The sequence below is a fragment of the Rhodococcus sp. BE178 genome, assembly GCF_050433545.1.
Taxonomy (GTDB): domain Bacteria; phylum Actinomycetota; class Actinomycetes; order Mycobacteriales; family Mycobacteriaceae; genus Prescottella.
In genome coordinates this window covers 60,860-75,959 of sequence record NZ_JBNPXA010000002.1, presented here as the reverse complement: position 1 = coordinate 75,959, position 15,100 = coordinate 60,860, and the positions used below count along the sequence as shown (strand labels likewise).

General features: G+C 67.4%; 15 protein-coding genes. 11 read left to right on the top strand and 4 right to left on the bottom strand.

Annotation, left to right across the window (positions count from 1 at the left end):
• Positions 1-241 precede the first annotated feature (241 nt).
• From J2X34_RS04370 to J2X34_RS04355, 4 genes are all read left to right on the top strand, one after another.
• Entirely contained in the window at positions 242-1,267 is a 1,026-nt protein-coding gene (locus J2X34_RS04370) for a tyrosine-type recombinase/integrase (RefSeq protein ID WP_258558101.1), read from the top strand.
• A 136-nt stretch (positions 1,268-1,403) separates the two neighbouring features.
• The gene (locus J2X34_RS04365; protein ID WP_114723557.1) at positions 1,404-1,784 is read left to right on the top strand and encodes a hypothetical protein; all 381 of its coding nucleotides are present in this window, start codon (positions 1,404-1,406) and stop codon (positions 1,782-1,784) included.
• A 520-nt stretch (positions 1,785-2,304) separates the two neighbouring features.
• Complete coding sequence (locus J2X34_RS04360) at positions 2,305-3,678, top strand: MFS transporter (RefSeq protein ID WP_114723556.1); 1,374 nt, start codon at positions 2,305-2,307, stop codon at positions 3,676-3,678.
• A gap of 158 nt (positions 3,679-3,836) precedes the next feature.
• Positions 3,837-5,210, top strand: a complete 1,374-nt coding sequence (locus J2X34_RS04355; protein WP_429516212.1) for an NAD(P)/FAD-dependent oxidoreductase — start codon at positions 3,837-3,839, stop codon at positions 5,208-5,210.
• A gap of 9 nt (positions 5,211-5,219) precedes the next feature.
• Here the strand turns inward: J2X34_RS04355 and J2X34_RS04350 are convergent, their stop codons facing one another.
• Both J2X34_RS04350 and J2X34_RS04345 read right to left on the bottom strand, forming a co-directional pair.
• Entirely contained in the window at positions 5,220-5,681 is a 462-nt protein-coding gene (locus J2X34_RS04350) for a PaaI family thioesterase (RefSeq protein WP_114723597.1), read from the bottom strand.
• A 266-nt stretch (positions 5,682-5,947) separates the two neighbouring features.
• Positions 5,948-6,688: a hypothetical protein gene (locus J2X34_RS04345; protein WP_114723554.1), complete on the bottom strand. Its 741-nt coding sequence runs from the start codon at positions 6,686-6,688 to the stop codon at positions 5,948-5,950.
• 185 nt (positions 6,689-6,873) lie between these two features.
• Here J2X34_RS04345 and J2X34_RS04340 point away from each other — a divergent pair, with 185 nt between their 5' ends.
• From J2X34_RS04340 to J2X34_RS04315, 6 genes are all read left to right on the top strand, one after another.
• Complete coding sequence (locus tag J2X34_RS04340; protein ID WP_397484744.1) at positions 6,874-8,355, top strand: iron ABC transporter permease; 1,482 nt, start codon at positions 6,874-6,876, stop codon at positions 8,353-8,355.
• Between the two features lie 104 nt (positions 8,356-8,459).
• On the top strand, positions 8,460-9,455 hold the full coding sequence (locus tag J2X34_RS04335) for a FecCD family ABC transporter permease (RefSeq protein WP_397484748.1): 996 nt from the start codon (positions 8,460-8,462) through the stop codon (positions 9,453-9,455).
• Positions 9,452-10,318: an ABC transporter ATP-binding protein gene (locus tag J2X34_RS04330; protein WP_429516211.1), complete on the top strand. Its 867-nt coding sequence runs from the start codon at positions 9,452-9,454 to the stop codon at positions 10,316-10,318. Before J2X34_RS04335 ends, J2X34_RS04330 begins: the two co-directional genes overlap by 4 nt.
• Positions 10,319-10,795: 477 nt before the next feature.
• Complete coding sequence (locus tag J2X34_RS04325) at positions 10,796-10,987, top strand: hypothetical protein (protein WP_429516210.1); 192 nt, start codon at positions 10,796-10,798, stop codon at positions 10,985-10,987.
• Positions 10,988-11,133: 146 nt separating this feature from the next.
• On the top strand, positions 11,134-11,556 hold the full coding sequence (locus J2X34_RS04320) for a hypothetical protein (RefSeq protein ID WP_429516209.1): 423 nt from the start codon (positions 11,134-11,136) through the stop codon (positions 11,554-11,556).
• Positions 11,557-12,112: 556 nt separating this feature from the next.
• Positions 12,113-12,901 (top strand): SDR family NAD(P)-dependent oxidoreductase, encoded by a 789-nt coding sequence (locus J2X34_RS04315; RefSeq protein ID WP_429516208.1) that lies wholly within the window; start codon positions 12,113-12,115, stop codon positions 12,899-12,901.
• A 64-nt stretch (positions 12,902-12,965) separates the two neighbouring features.
• Here the strand turns inward: J2X34_RS04315 and J2X34_RS04310 are convergent, their stop codons facing one another.
• On the bottom strand, positions 12,966-13,577 hold the full coding sequence (locus tag J2X34_RS04310; protein WP_429516207.1) for a hypothetical protein: 612 nt from the start codon (positions 13,575-13,577) through the stop codon (positions 12,966-12,968).
• A gap of 428 nt (positions 13,578-14,005) precedes the next feature.
• On the opposite strand from J2X34_RS04310, the gene J2X34_RS04305 reads away from it, so the two are divergent.
• On the top strand, positions 14,006-14,182 hold the full coding sequence (locus J2X34_RS04305) for a hypothetical protein (protein WP_174910416.1): 177 nt from the start codon (positions 14,006-14,008) through the stop codon (positions 14,180-14,182).
• 27 nt (positions 14,183-14,209) lie between these two features.
• Here the strand turns inward: J2X34_RS04305 and J2X34_RS04300 are convergent, their stop codons facing one another.
• Positions 14,210-14,680: a DUF3995 domain-containing protein gene (locus tag J2X34_RS04300; protein ID WP_429516206.1), complete on the bottom strand. Its 471-nt coding sequence runs from the start codon at positions 14,678-14,680 to the stop codon at positions 14,210-14,212.
• Positions 14,681-15,100: the final 420 nt, after the last annotated feature.

Genomic DNA, 15,100 nt, shown 5'->3' with positions numbered 1-15,100 from the left:
GGTGCCGGCACGGCTTCTGCCTCTCAACGCACGATCACTGGTCCTTAACCCTCCGGACGGCAACTGCCGTCCGGGCGGTCGGATCCCTCCACACTAACCGCGGAGGCTGTAGTCGAGCAGCCGCCGAGGACATCGATCGGGTCCGGGCCGGCAGCCGATACACTTGTCGGGCGCGGTTCGAACACACTTTCGCCGCGCATCCGACAGTCGAAGTCCCGGAAGGACATTGGAGCAGGCCCACGTGAGTGACGATCGACAGCTTCTCGAGTCCTGGTTCGGCGAGTTCCTGTTGCACCGCAGCACCGCGAAGCCGTCACCGCACACGCTCAAGGCGTACCGCCAGGACTTCACGGCCATCGCCGGGCACCTCGCCGAGCAGTCCGGGCTCGCCGCATCGGCGCTTCCGGTGGAGGTGATCACCAAGCAGTCGATGCAGCAGGCGTTCGCGGCGTTCGCGGCATCGCACGAGGTGGCGTCGATCCGTCGGTGCTGGTCCACTTGGAACACGCTGTGCGACTTCCTGTTCTCGATCGACGCGATCGTCGCGAATCCCATGTCGGCGGTGCTGCGCCCCAAGGCGCCGAAGCGGCTGCCCAAGGCGCTTCCTGCTGATGCCGTCACCCGGCTGATCGCGACGTTGCAGGAGGACGACACCGACGGGGTCCGACCGTGGGGTGAGCGCGATTTCGCGATCATCCTGATGGCGCTGCTGACCGGGATGCGGTCGTCGGAGCTGATCGCGGTCGACATCGGCGACGTACGCGGTGCCACCGATCCGTCGAACGGCGGCGCACGGGTGATCCTGGTGCGCGGGAAGGGCAGCAAGGAGCGGGTGGCGACCGCGGAGCCGGCGTTGGTGGCTGCGTTGACCGGCTATCTGGAGTCCCGCATCGAACGATTCCCCGGCACCGCGAAGCAGCGGGTGGCGGCCGACGCCACGCCGTGGCAGCACTTCCGCAGCGCCGATCCGCTGTTCGTGGGGGCCGACGGCGCGCGGATCACCCGCGGAACGCTGCAGTACCGGGTGCTCCGGGCGTACCGCCGGGCCGGGATCAACGGCGAGCGCGCCAAGGGAGCGCTGACCCACCAGTTCCGGCACACCTTCGCCACGAACATGGCGGACGAGAACGTCAGCATCTTCACCCTCATGCGGATGCTCGGTCACGAGTCGATGAACACCACGCAGGTGTACACCGAAGGCGCCGGAACGGGCGTGCGTGAGGCCGCTGCCCGCAATCCGCTGTATCGGATGCTCGACGGCGGCTGACGAACCCGCTCGTCGTTTCCGGACATTTCATCCCGGAATACGTATACCGGAACGCCACTCGGGACGTACGGTGGTCGGCGGCGGTCGATGCGCATACCGCTGTCCTGTTCGACCTCTCCGGTGTGCCCTCTCCGGTGTGTCCCCTGAGCAGAAGGTGAATTCGTCGATGTACGCCGACGTCGGCCCGGCCGCCACGCCCCGTCACCTGCGACTCGTGGCGCCTCTGCCCGCGTCGGCCGCCGACTCCCCCGACTTCGCTGCCGACCGTGATCACAATCGGCACGCGTCGATATGGCCGGACTTCGTCAGTGTCCCGATCGTGCCGCCGACGGAGCTCGGTGCGACGTGGTGCGTGGACGACGACACCTACGTCGAGGCGCACGGTCGGCGGATACTGCTCCGCTGTGTCGACGTCGACGGCATGGAAACCACTGTCCACCTGCAGGACGGCGTGATCGACGAGTTGGTGGCGGCGATCGTGTCGGCGCAGATGCACCGCTGCCCGGCGCACGACTGACCCCGTACTCACACGTACAGCACCGGTTTCCCCGTTCCGCTGCCAAAGCTTTCGGGACCTGCGACACTGGTCAACGGTTTGTTCCGGCGGTTCGACGCACCCGGTTGCGTGTCGCGGAGCACGGACCACACTGCCGATCCCGTCGTGGTCTCATCCAACGGGATCGCTCGGGCAGCGGGGCCCTCGGGTGCCGACGCCCTGATCAGCGGTTTCCCCCGTTCCCCCAGTTCGCCGCTGTAACGGCGGTCACCACCAGGTCCCACTGAGTGCGCAGACCTCTGATGCCGGGAAAGTGAGTTGGCACACTCTGTGACCAACGGAACAGAAGCGACGCTCACCCATGGCGGCTTGCCCGTGGACGCGACGACCTCGCAGTTCTTCGAATTCCCGCAGCACAGCCCGTAATTCGGGCCAGTCAAGAGTCTGGACATCAACTTCAGTGACAGCTACTGCAGACACTCGTGTCACGTCGGCGGCGCCCGCACCGCGCGGACGGTATGCCCGGCAGCGCCCCGCATGGGTGATCATCACCGTTCTCGTTCTGGTCGAGATCATCAGCGCGTTCGAGACGTCGATGGTGTACGCCGCCATCCCCACGTTCATCAAGGAGTTCAACAGCGACGCCGCCACGGTCGGCTGGGCTGTCACGGCGTTCCTGTTGGTGGCAGCCGCATCGGCCGCGGTGTGCGGCCGCCTCGGCGACATGTACGGACGCGAGCGTGTGCTGGTCGTCCTGCTCGGTGCTGCCGCCCTCGGTTCGTTCATCAGTGCGATCGGTGACAGCATCGGCAGCATCATCGTCGGCCGCGCCATCCAGGGTGTCGCCGGCGCGATCCTCCCGCTCTGCATCGGCCTGGCCCGCGAGCACCTCCCGGCCGCGAAGGTCCCCGTCGCCATTGCAGTCATCTCCGGCTCGGCCGTCGCGGCCGGTTCGGCGTCGTTGCTGGTCGCCGGCGTGATGCTCGACCACGCGAGCTGGCACATGATCTTCGTCGTCGCGGCGGTCTATGCGGTGATGGCGCTGCTGCTGGTGCTGTTCGTTCTGCCGTGGCGCCCGCCCACCGGGACCACACAGAAGGTCGACTACCTCGGCACCCTCGCATTCGCCCCCGCGATCGCGGCCGTCCTGCTGGGCATCAACAAGTCGGGAGCGTGGGGCTGGACCGACGCGAAGACCCTCGGCCTGGTGGTCGGCGGTCTCGTCGTCCTCGCCCTGTGGGTGCTGTGGGAGCTGCGGGTGAAGGACCCGATCGTGAACGTGCGCCTGTTCACCGACCGCAAGGTGGCGCTGACGATGTGCGCGACCCTGGCGATCGCAGTCGGCCCGATGGGCATCAGCACCATGATCATCCCGATGATCCTGCAGTCCCCGACCACCGCGTCGTTCGGTCTGGGCATCTCCGCTACCAACGCCGGCTGGCTGTCGTTCATCGGTTCGATGTTCGGTTTCGTGTGCACGCCGCTCAGTGGCCGCATCACGCGGACCGTCGGCTCGCGGGTGTCGATGCTGCTCGGTACGACGCTGTTCACGATCAGCAGCGCGATGCTCATCGTCTTCCACGACTCGGTCGCCGGCATGGTCGCGATGATCATCACCGTGTCGATCGGCACCGCCTTCGCGTACACGGCACTGCCGAACCTGATCGTCGAGGCGGTCCCGGAGGGCAACACCAGCGAGGCGACCGGCACGAACTCGGTGCTGCGCACCGGCGGTCAGGGCATCGGCACCTCGATCGCGACGATGCTGCTCGCGTCGTCGGCCGCCGCCGCCGGTGGCGTCGCACCGACCGTCAGCGGCCTCAACACGGTCGCGACGATGATGGTCGTCCTCGGGCTCATCACGATCGGCTTCACGCTGCTGATCCGCCGCGGAAGCGTGTACGACCGCAAGTGACGGTCGCACTGTGACGTCCGGCTGTGGGCGGTGGGGTTCATCCCCACCGCCCACAGCCGTCTGGGGGTGTTCCGACGCCCGAGTTGGCGGGACGGGTGACCACCAGGCGGTTACGGTGACTAGGTCAGCACGTTTCGACGAGCCTCGAGGAGCGCGGAATGAGCATCGCCTCGACACAACCCCGCCGCCATCGCGTCGTGGTCATCGGATCCGGCTTCGGCGGATTGTTCGGCACGCAGGCCCTCAAGCGCGCCGACGTCGACATCACCCTCATCGCGAGGACCACCCATCACCTGTTCCAGCCGCTGCTGTACCAGGTGGCGACCGGCATCCTCTCGGTCGGCGACATCGCACCGGCGACACGGATGGTGCTACGCAAGCAGAAGAACGCCGAGGTCCTGCTCGGCGATGTCGAGACGATCGACCTGAAGGCCGGGACGGTCACCTCGCGGCTGCTGGACCGGACGACGGTCACCGAGTTCGATTCGCTCATCGTGGCCGCGGGTGCCGGGCAGTCGTATTTCGGCAACGATCATTTCGCCGAGTTCGCGCCCGGCATGAAGACGATCGACGACGCGCTCGAGCTGCGGGGCCGCATCCTGGGGGCGTTCGAGCAGGCCGAGTTGTCCGACGATCCCGAGGAACGCGCCCGTCTGCTCACGTTCGTGGTGGTCGGCGCCGGACCGACGGGCGTCGAACTGGCCGGCCAGATCGCCGAACTCGCCCATCGCACGCTGCAGGGCGCATTCCGTCGGATCAACCCGAGCGATTCCCGGGTCATCCTCCTCGACGGCGCCCCCGCCGTGCTGCCGGTGTACGGCGGGAAGCTTAGCCGCAAGGCCGCCGAACGGCTCGAGAAGCTCGGTGTGGAGATCCAGTTGAACGCGATGGTCACCGACGTCGACGTAGACGGGCTGGTCGTGCGGCACAAGGACGGCACCGACACCCGGATCGAGTCGCAGTGCAAGGTGTGGTCCGCCGGCGTGCAGGCCAGTCCGCTGGGCAAGCAGCTCGGTGAGCAGTCCGGAGCGGAGGTGGACCGGGCCGGCCGCGTGCACGTGAATCCGGATCTGACGTTGCCGGGCTATCCGAACGTGTTCGTCATCGGCGACATGATGGCGCTGGACAAGTTGCCCGGGCTGGCGCAGGTCGCGATGCAGGGCGGGAAGTACGCCGCCAAGGAGATTCGGGCGGGACTCGACGACGCCCGGTCCGAGGATCGGCAGCCGTTCAAGTACTTCGACAAGGGCTCGATGGCGACGATTTCCCGGTTCAGTGCGGTCGCGCAGGTCGGCAAGCTCGAGATCAGCGGCTTCATCGGCTGGGTCGCCTGGCTGGTGATCCACCTGATGTACCTGATCGGGTTCCGTAGTCGCCTGTCGACGGTGATCTCGTGGACGGTCTCGTTCCTCGGCCGCGGGCGTGCGCAGATGGCGTCCACCGAGCAGCAGGTGTTCGCGCGCAACGCGATCGACCTGCTGCAGGAGCAGAGTCGAGCGCGTCGCGCCGCCGAATCACGTGAGGTCGGTTGACCGACCCCGCTACTTGTTGCCGAGCGCGGACGTCTCGGTGATGTTCTGCAGTCGGACCTGCCCGCGAGCGACGAGGCGCTGCTGCTCGTCCGTCACGGTCACGAGCCACAACTGCTGGGTGCGGCCCCGATGCACCGGGGTGCCCTCCGCGAACAGCACTCCGTCGCGGGCGGCGCGCAGGAAGTCGGTGTTGTTGTTGACGCCGACGACGTGACCGCGGTCGCCGAGCCAGATGCTGGCGGCGATGCTCGCCACCGATTCGATCACCGCGCAGTGCACGCCGCCGTGCATGATGCCCCACGGCTGGTACAGCGCGGGCGTCACCTTCCACTGCGCACGAACGCGGTCCGCGGTCAGTTCGGTGAACTCGAGGCCGAGCGCCTCGCCGAAGCCCTTGTTGAGGAATGCGTTGACCTCGGCGGGATCCGCCCCGTCCCCCAGCACGAATGCGTGCTCTGCCTCGCTCGCCATGATCTGCTCCATCGATTCTGGTGACCGAGCCCCGAGGTGCCCGACCGACCCGCCTGCCGAATATGTACCTCGTCATAGTGATCCACCGCCGTCGGCGGCACGCACTCGACCCGCCGGAAAGACGAACCGGCGGGTTCCGCGCCATATGCGCGGAACCCGCCGTGGAGGGGACCGGGAGTCACTGCAGCCCTCAGGACTCCGGCACGGTCCAGCAGTACTGATGAATCGAGAATAGGGAAGGCTGACCTAATTCGCCAACCCCTTCGTCAGCAGGCGTGCGCCAGCATGGCCCGCGTGCGCACCGGAACACCCGCAGCCTCGAACGCGTCCAGCAGGCCCTGACCGCGCCGGGACGCGACAGACTGCGACGAACCCGCCAGGATCGGCACCCGCGTCGTCACGCCCAGGACCGCGTCGGCGACCAGGCTGCCGAGTCGCAGCTGGTCGACGGACGCGAATCCGTCCAGTGCGCACCGAATCGCCGACAGCGACGTGACGCAGCGGTGCGCAGTCCACACCAGTAGGGCTCGCTCACACGGCAGGGTGACGACGTCGCGCGAGCCGGCCAGACCGTCGTCGGGCAACACACGCAGCGTGTCGTCCACGACGCCCGCCCAGTCGATGCCGCTGTCGCTGTCCATGTGGATCCAGAGGTTGTCCACGCCGGGGTCCCACGCTCGCCCCTCCAGCACCACGAGCGCCGCGACCCGGCCGACCACCGCGTGCACGAGCGCCGACGCCACCTGTATCGCGGCCGCGTCCGGGGAGTGCAGATCGTCGAGCATGCGCTCGTACATCTGACCCACTCGATGACCCTGCAGTTCGGCCGGCTCCCCGCCTCCGGTGCACGACGCGATCGGCCACCACCGCCGCTTGCCCTGATGCGCCATCGTCGCGACCGCGTAGACCCGCGGGTAGTCCGGCGAGACGTCGCGGAGTCGCGAACACGAGTCCGCCAGTGCCGTTGCCTCGGACACGGTGAACTGGAATTGCGCGGTCGCGGACATCGAGCCTCCATCAAGCGTTCGGTTAGTTCCGTCGAGTAGTTCTTCGGCAAGCGTAGGCTAGCCTAACTATGATCGAACCGGGGGGGTCTATTCGAGCCGCGGAGCGGATACCTCCCTCGCACGTTCGGTTAGGCTTCCGTAACCTGACGCTCGACAGCGTTACCTCCCCAAGGAGCACCCCAGCCGTGACGACGACCCGCCTCCCGGATATGAACCCGGATGCGTCGAGGCACACCAAACCGCAGTCGGATTTCGGGAAACAGGTTGTCCCGCAAGGCCCGGCGCCGACAGCCCTGCGCCTGCTGGCGAATCTCGTCGACCTCGGCGTCGTCGCCGCACCCCTCGTCCTCGGGTGGTACCTCGTCGATTCGCTGCGTGACGCCAACGGCGGCGGCGAGGCCGACCGCGTCGTATTCGGCGGAGCCGCGCTGCTGATAGCAATCGGATTGTTCGTCTGGAATCGCGGATTCCGTGAAGGGAACACGGGCACCACCGTCGGCAAGGGCTGGTGCGGGCTGGTGACCTGGGACGCCGAGACCGGTGCGCCTATCGGCGTCCGGCGTGCGGTGCGGCGGGTACCCGGGATCGTCTCCGGTGCCGAGGTGGTCCGCGAGGCCACCGCGCGCGCGGACGGCTTCACCCCGATCACCCCCGACACGTCCCTCGCCGCCGTGCGCCGGCGTCGGATCCTGGGCCTGCTCGCCCTCGCAGTCCTGTTGGCGCTCGTTCTGTTCGCGAGCATCGCCGTCGGCGCCCGTCCGCTGTCGTTCGCCGAGATCTTCCACGCACTGTTCTCCTCGACCGGCGGCGAGACCGACATCATCGTGCGCACCCTCCGGATCCCACGCACCCTCCTCGGTCTGGTCGTCGGCATCGCCCTCGGCGTGGCCGGCGCACTGATCCAGGGACACACCCGAAATCCGCTCGCCGACGCCGGCCTGCTCGGCCTCAACGCCGGCGCCGCGTTCCTCGTGGTGATCGCGATCTACACCCTCGGCCTCACGTCACCGGGCCAGTACCTGTGGTTCGCGTTCGCGGGCTCGGCCCTCGCCAGCGTCGTCGTCTTCGGGCTGTCCTCGATCGGCAACGGGAAGGCGAGCCCGCTGAGCCTGGCGCTCGCGGGCGCGGCCGTCGCCTTCTTCCTCCAGGCCATGACGAACGCGGTCGTGATCCTCGACCAGACCAGCCTCGACGGCTACCGGTTCTGGGTCGTCGGATCGGTCGCCGGCCGCGGCTACGACATCCTGTGGCAGGTGCTGCCGTTCCTGATCCTCGGGCTGGTCATCGCGATCGCCAGTACCCCGAGCCTCAACGTGATCAGCCTCGGTGAAGACGTCGCCCGGTCGCTCGGCACCAACGTCGCGGTCTCGCGGACGATCGGCATCGTCGCGATCACGCTGCTCACCGGCGCCGCGACCGCCGCGTGCGGACCGATCGCGTTCATCGGACTGGTCGTACCGCACGTCGCCCGCGCGATCACCGGCCCCGACTACCGCTGGCTCGTCCCCTACGCCGGACTGCTCGGCGGCCTGATGTTGGTCATGTCCGACGTCATCGGCCGAGTCGTGGTCCGTCCCGGCGAACTGCAGGTCGGCATCGTGCTGGCCGTCGTCGGTGCCCCGTTCTTCATCGCGCTCGTTCGGCGCAGGAAGCTGGCCAGCCTGTGAGCGTCCTGAATACTCTCCCCGACGCCGCCGACGGCATCCCCGCGGCGGTACCGTCCCGGCCGGCGTTCCGGCTCGGCCCGATCTCGCTGGTGCTGCGGCCCTACATGATCGTCGTCAACGTGGTGCTCGCGGTCGCGCTGTTCCTGCTGGTGTGCGTCGGCATCGGCCGCGGAGACTTCCCGCTGTCCGTCCCGGAGGTCACCAACGTCCTGTTCGGCGGCGGCAGCAAGGTGCAGCGGTTCATCGTGATGGACCTGCGTCTGCCCCGCGCGTTGACCGCGGTTCTCATCGGTGTCGCGCTCGGCATCTCCGGTGCGATCACCCAGTCCATCGCGCGCAACTCGCTGGCCAGCCCCGACATCCTCGGCATCACGTCGGGCGCGAGCGCGGCGGCGGTCGCGTTGATCGTCCTCGGCGGCGGTGGCTCCTTCGTCGGCCTGTTCGCTACGCTGGGCATCCCGCTGGCCGCGCTCGTCGGCGGCCTGCTCACCGCCACCGTCATCTACCTCCTGGCCTGGCGGCAGGGTGTCGAGGGCTACCGGCTGATCCTCATCGGCATCGGCATCAACGCGATGCTGATCGCGGTCACCGGGTGGCTGCTGATCTCCGCCGACATCAACGACGTCTCCCGCGCCAAGGTGTGGCTCAACGGGTCGCTGAACGGCGCCGGGTGGGGTCAGGTGTGGCCGGTGGCGATCGCGCTCGCCGTGATCGGCGGCTGGGCGATCATCGCGGCGTTCACCCTCGGCGCGCTGCGCCTGGGCGACGACAACGCCCGGTCCCTCGGCGTCCGGCAGCAGTCCGAGCAGGCGAAGCTGCTGTTCGCGTCGGTGATCCTGGCCGCGATCGCCACCGCCGCGGCCGGTCCCGTCGGATTCGTCGCACTCGCGGCGCCCCAAGTCGCGATGCGCCTGGTCCGCTCCGCCGGGCCGCCGATCCTCGCGTCCGCGCTCACCGGGGCCGTGCTGGTCGTGGGCAGCGACATCATCGCCCGCACCGTCCTCCCCGTGGAACTGCCCGTCGGCATCGTCACCTCGGCGCTCGGCGGCCCGTTCCTCCTGTACCTCCTCGTCCGCAACAACCGGAAGGTCTCGGCATGACCCAGCACTCCCTTGTCACCGAGCCGGCACTGTCCTCCCCCGCGCCGCGACTGGTCGCCGAGAGCCTCACTCTCGGCTACGGCGACCGCGTGATCGTCGAGGGCCTCGACGTCGAGATCCCCACCGGCGTGATCACCACCGTGATCGGCCCCAACGGGTGCGGCAAGTCGACGATGCTGCGGGCGCTGGGCCGGCTGCTCAAGCCGCGCGCGGGCACCGTCCTGCTCGACGGCAAGGCCATCACGACGATGCGCACCAAGGATGTCGCCCGAACGCTCGGCATGCTGCCGCAGGCGCCCGTCGCCCCCGAGGGCCTGACGGTGGCCGACCTGGTCGCCCGCGGTCGGCATCCGCACCAGTCGTGGATCCGCCAGTGGTCGTCCGACGACGAGACCGAGGTGGCGCACGCGCTCGCGCTGACCGGGGTCGCCGACCTCGCCGATCGCCCTGTCGACCAACTCTCGGGTGGGCAGCGCCAGCGGGCGTGGATCTCGATGGCGCTCGCGCAGGGCACCGACATCCTGCTGCTCGACGAGCCGACCACCTACCTCGACCTGTCGCACTCGGTGGAGGTCCTCGACCTGGTGGACCGGATGCACGAGGAGATGGGCCGCACCGTGATCATGGTGCTGCACGACCTCAACCTCGCGGTCCGCTACAGCGACCACCTGATCGTCATGTCGGAGGGCCGGATCGTCGCTTCCGGTGCGCCGCAGGACGTCATCTCGGCGGAGCTGCTCCTGGAGGTGTTCGGGCTCGAGGCGGCGGTCATCGACGATCCCGTCTCCGACCGGCCGCTGATCGTCCCCATCGGCACGCGGCACGTCTACGGTGCGGTGGGTGGGCCGACGCAAGACGGGTGATCAGAAGGACGGCACCCGCGAGTGTTCGCCTCGCCGGGTGCCGCCCAGATCGCTCACGACCCCACCGCGCCGCAGCGTTTGGCGTTGCCCCGAGCTTGCCACCCGACCACGATCGGTGGTCCATCCCAACCGGCGGCCACTATCGACGCTACCCACGATCACCGTGCATGCAACCCGGACGAACAGGGCGATGGCCTGCGCGTGTACCCGTTTCAGGCGCGATCCTGATCGGGCGCATTTCGAAAGAGCAGGGATACGAGGCCATCTCGTCGTCGCGGCGGCCGCGAGTCAGGGGACGTGTCGACGTCGACCACAGATATCGGCTTCTCTGATCCCGACGACGTCGATCCAGATTTGAAACCCATTGCGGGAAAACACTTGACGGTGTCCTGGCGATTCAACACCGGACGGTAACGAGCCTGTATGAGTTCGGCGACTGCCCCTGTGAACGCGCCGAACGTACCTAGGGTGGCGGGCATGGGTGTGAACCAGAAGACGATCGCATTCGATGTCATCGAGCGGCGGGAGGTGCCCCAACCCGAGATCGACCGCCTTGCTCGCAGTACCTGGCAGTCGCTGACCGCCGCCACGCGGGAATCGTGCGGGACGCCACGGTGGGTGAACAGCGGCCCTGTTGCTGGTGCGGACGCATACCTCGTGCACCGGTAGGAGGGCACCGTCGCGAACTGAAATCTCAGTCGTGAAGGTCGTTCGGGCGACCCGTGGGTAAGCGCGTGCAGGATGATTCTCGCGCCGGCTGGCAACCGACTCCTCAGAACTTCGTTGATATCGAACCGGGATCGCCAAGGGGTGGAATGTCGAAGGTCGTGCAGGTACTCGAGAGCGAGGTCATTCAGCGATGGGCCGCTACCGTCGGCACAGTCCTGTTCCCTCTGATTGTTCTGCCTTCCCGCGTTGGCGAGGCCGTCGAGCACCCGACTGTATGGAACTGGGTTGTCGTCGTGGTCGTCGCAGGAGGCGTCGTCGCCTTCGCGACCGAAGCCATCACTTTGTGGCGCAAGCGCTTCGGCTTGACCCGAGGAAGAAAGCCTGAACTCACGTTCGTTGCACCCGAGGATGTTCCGGCCTCGGATGTGGAGTCGGCGATCGCATCGACATCGGACCGCATCTCGGCGATCAAGGCGCTGCGTGAACAACATCGAGGTCTCGGATTGAAGTCTGCTGCGGATCTCGTCGACGCGGCTATCGGACGCCCACCCACCCGAAACCTCGCGTAACCGGTGTATCCCGGACTCGGCGTGAGCGGACCCCGTGTCGTCGGTCCTCGTGGTCCACCAGTGAATATGACGCACCGCCCGATGTCGGGGCCCTGCTGACCGACGACCCCACCATCACTCGACTCAGCGACCTCCCACGCCCTCGTCGCCTTGCGTACCTCGAGAGCATCGACCGCCTGGCCAGCGCGGTGGAGCACGCATGTCAGCGTGCCCACCGATCAAGCACGGTTCGGAATCGATGGCGAATCTTCATCGATTACGTTCGAACCGAGGTCAGTGCACGTGCGATCAGCGAGGCTGAATCCGCCTGGTCGGTCGTCGAAAATAAGGGCAATATGTCTAGTTCGCGCTGTTGTCCCCAGGCGCTCGTCTCAAACTCTCCTGTCAGCGGCACGACCCCTGACCGATCGGGCTCGTGCCGGAATCAGCCACCGGTAGCGGGTCTGTCTAGACAATGCCTGACAGCCGCCAGGGCACCACCGACCCACTCGCCGACACCCCCGGCGCCGACGTTGTCCACGGCCGGCAACTTGAAACGTGTTCTACTCTGTTTGGAATGGACGACACGTACGAGGGGACGCAACGGGAATTCGATACCGGTGCAACCGATGCGGGTGCGGTACTGGTTCTCGGCGGGCGAAGTGAGATCGGGCTCGAGGTGGCTCGGCGACTGGCGCCCGGGCGGGTAGTGATTCTGGCGGCGCGACGCAGTGACGACTTGGCCAACGAGACCGCACTCGTACGCACAGCCGGCGCATCTGCAATCCACTGTGTGGAGTTCGACGCCGACGACACTGCGAGCCACCCAGGTCTGCTGGAGACCATCACCGCCGAGCACGGCCCGATTGGTGTCGCGGTGCTCGCATTCGGAGTCCTTGGCAATCAAGCCCTGGCGGAACGGGACCCGGCACACGCACTCGCAGTAGTTCACACCGACTTCGTAGCGCAGGTCAGCGTTCTCACCGTGCTGGCCAATCTGCTGCGTGCTCAAGGTAGCGGCCAGATCATGGTCTTCTCGTCCGTAGCGGGCATACGGGTACGCAAGGCCAACTATGTCTACGGATCGGCCAAAGCCGGCCTCGACGGATTCGCCAGCGGACTCGGAGACGCCCTGCATGGCAGCGGCGTTCATCTCTTGCTGGTGCGTTCCGGATTCGTCATCGGCCGCATGACCGAAGGCATGAGCCCCGCTCCACTACCCAGCACCCCCGGTCAAATCGCGAACGCGGTCGTGAAAGGCCTGCGCAACAATCGGATCCGAATATGGGTTCCTGCCCTGACCCGCCCAGCCTACTTCGCCGCGCGCATGCTGCCGCAAGCAATCTGGCGCCGGATGCCCAGGTAGGTTGCACCGACGGCGGCGGAGCCGGGCCCGAGCCCCGCACGGCCACCGCGCTCTGGATGAGGGCCTATCGCTGGTGGTGCCGCCGCCGTCGATAAAGCAGGATCGCTGCCAGCGCGGTGGTGATAGCGGTGATGGTGATGGCGGGCCACGGTAGCAGCGGGTTACGTTCGGTCCCGGTACCCTCAATCGTCATAGGTGCTCCGTCTTGCGCGACGGGGGCCTTTCTCAGGGTGGGTGGTCGGGGTTCCCCGTAGACCGTGACCGCAGCTTCACGGGTTCGGTCGTTCGACGATTGTGTTGTGGCTGAGCAGCTGTTGACCGACCACTGGGCGCCGGCGGTCTCGTATGTGGAGGTGAAGACGATGTACTCGGTGCCGACCTCGAAACTACGGCCGCAAGCAGCGCCTTGCACGCTGGACGAAACCGTTGTCGTCGTGCCGATGTCACCTGTGAATACTTCGCGGACTTCGAACTCGTAGAACGCGGTCTGATCTTCGACGTGCTCGGCGGTGACAGCACCCGTGAAGACCGACGCGGCATTCGAGACCATGTCGATGATCTGGGGTCCGTCAGGGTCGTAGACGCACGAGCACGCGTGCGCCTGCGTCGGTGCGGCCAGCGGAAGTGCACCCGCCAGTCCCATCACGGCGATAATCGAAATCAGCCAGCGCACCATCGCCCCCTGGTTCCGGTCGGCGTCAGTCGCCGACTCGAAACGATGCTAGGCGGCGGGAGCTTGGACCCTCTGTTTCTCCCCTACCGTCTGCCGGTCTACGAACTCGGGAGAAAACAATGCACGAAGACTGGCCAGTCGCAGCGCGTCCGCCAGGCGGGCTTGAAGTCGTCTACAACCACAGGGCTCGTCCCTGTCACGCGGCGGAAGCTGCGGCCGTCGTGCGTCGCTTGGACGATCCTCGCGGCTGGGAGGTGTTCGTGCCCAGGGGCATCCAAGCTGGCGAGATCAGGCAGATCCGTCCGGCGCCGCGTTCGCCGGGGTGGCGGTACTTTCCTGATGCACATGGGACAGCGCCGTGTACGTGTGAAGGATGCGCGCCTTTCGGTAGTTACGGGGCGGCCCGATTGCGTGAGCGTAGGCCGCATGAGATGGATGGCCCGTTCGAACCGCGAAACGTTCTACTGGCTCAGCTTGCCGATGCCGCGTGGCGTGCTCCCGGCGTCGACGATCTCCTCACTCGGCTTGCCGCCGACGTCGACGTCCGTGAGTCGGCGGCATGGGTCCTCTCCGAGCGCCGCCGGACGGGTCGAGCTGAGGCGCAGTAGCCACCTCCAGTCACCATCGAAGAGCGCTCAGTCGATTCCCGGGTACGTGACTGCGGCGGTGAGGATGGCTGCGGCCGTACCGAGGCAGAGCGGCCGGTACACCGCGTTGTCCAACCGGACGAAGCGTGGTGAGGGTTCTTCCAGACCGAGGACCTTGGTGGCTGCCCGTCCGCCTGCAACGCCGCGCGCTGCAACGCCGGCGCCCAAGGCGACCCTCGCCACCGTTGCGGCCCTGCCCATCCCGCCCACTCCCGCCACCAACGCGGCCGCCGCCGCTGCGAGTCCAGCAACAGCGAAGCAGGCTCGGGCATCAGGCATGGCGTCGCTCCCCACCACGGCATCGGCCAAATCGGCGCGGCTGCGCATCGGCCATGCCGAACCGAGGCCCCACGCCGTGTGGACCAATGCCGCCGCTGCGAGCGCCGACGAGCCGGTCAGGCCTGCGATGCGAGCCTTCGTTCCCAGGGCACGATCGGTGAAGACCGGGAGAGTAGCCATACCGCCAACCTATCGCGGGCACCGCAGGACGGACCTGCTGCCCGGTCCCGCGCCTGCCGGAGAGGCAGCTGCTGCGACGGATGTGACAGTCACCTGCTCCCCCTTCGCACGCGAAGGACTTCGCCGACCACGCCAGATACTTGACGCACGACAGGCGAAGCGGCGGACGATGGATTGTCACGGAGGACTCGAAGTCGGCGGTGATCGAGGCGGGGGCGGGGGCGGGCGAGAAGATCCTGTGAAGGAATGGAGCCGCGGCGAGTAGTACGTGCCTGTCGGTCCCCGGCTCTACTGTCTGGCGAGTGCAGGAGCAATGAACCTCCGTCATGTGGTCAGAGACTGCCGCCGACAGTTGGGACGAGTATTTCCCTCCCACGCCCGAACTCGGCGAGCATCGCCGGTGCGCTCTCCATTGGCAAC

What these genes read in the sequence shown, in the direction of transcription:
- J2X34_RS04355 (WP_429516212.1), top strand. Translation starts at nt 3,837, where the DNA reads ATGAGCATCGCCTCGACACAACCCCGCCGCCATCGCGTCGTGGTCATC.
- J2X34_RS04350 (WP_114723597.1), bottom strand. Translation starts at nt 5,681, where the DNA reads ATGGCGAGCGAGGCAGAGCACGCATTCGTGCTGGGGGACGGGGCGGAT.
- J2X34_RS04345 (WP_114723554.1), bottom strand. Translation starts at nt 6,688, where the DNA reads ATGTCCGCGACCGCGCAATTCCAGTTCACCGTGTCCGAGGCAACGGCA.
- J2X34_RS04335 (WP_397484748.1), top strand. Translation starts at nt 8,460, where the DNA reads ATGATCGTCGTCAACGTGGTGCTCGCGGTCGCGCTGTTCCTGCTGGTG.
- J2X34_RS04330 (WP_429516211.1), top strand. Translation starts at nt 9,452, where the DNA reads ATGACCCAGCACTCCCTTGTCACCGAGCCGGCACTGTCCTCCCCCGCG.
- J2X34_RS04325 (WP_429516210.1), top strand. Translation starts at nt 10,796, where the DNA reads ATGGGTGTGAACCAGAAGACGATCGCATTCGATGTCATCGAGCGGCGG.
- J2X34_RS04320 (WP_429516209.1), top strand. Translation starts at nt 11,134, where the DNA reads ATGTCGAAGGTCGTGCAGGTACTCGAGAGCGAGGTCATTCAGCGATGG.
- J2X34_RS04315 (WP_429516208.1), top strand. Translation starts at nt 12,113, where the DNA reads ATGGACGACACGTACGAGGGGACGCAACGGGAATTCGATACCGGTGCA.
- J2X34_RS04310 (WP_429516207.1), bottom strand. Translation starts at nt 13,577, where the DNA reads ATGGTGCGCTGGCTGATTTCGATTATCGCCGTGATGGGACTGGCGGGT.
- J2X34_RS04305 (WP_174910416.1), top strand. Translation starts at nt 14,006, where the DNA reads ATGGATGGCCCGTTCGAACCGCGAAACGTTCTACTGGCTCAGCTTGCC.
- J2X34_RS04300 (WP_429516206.1), bottom strand. Translation starts at nt 14,680, where the DNA reads ATGGCTACTCTCCCGGTCTTCACCGATCGTGCCCTGGGAACGAAGGCT.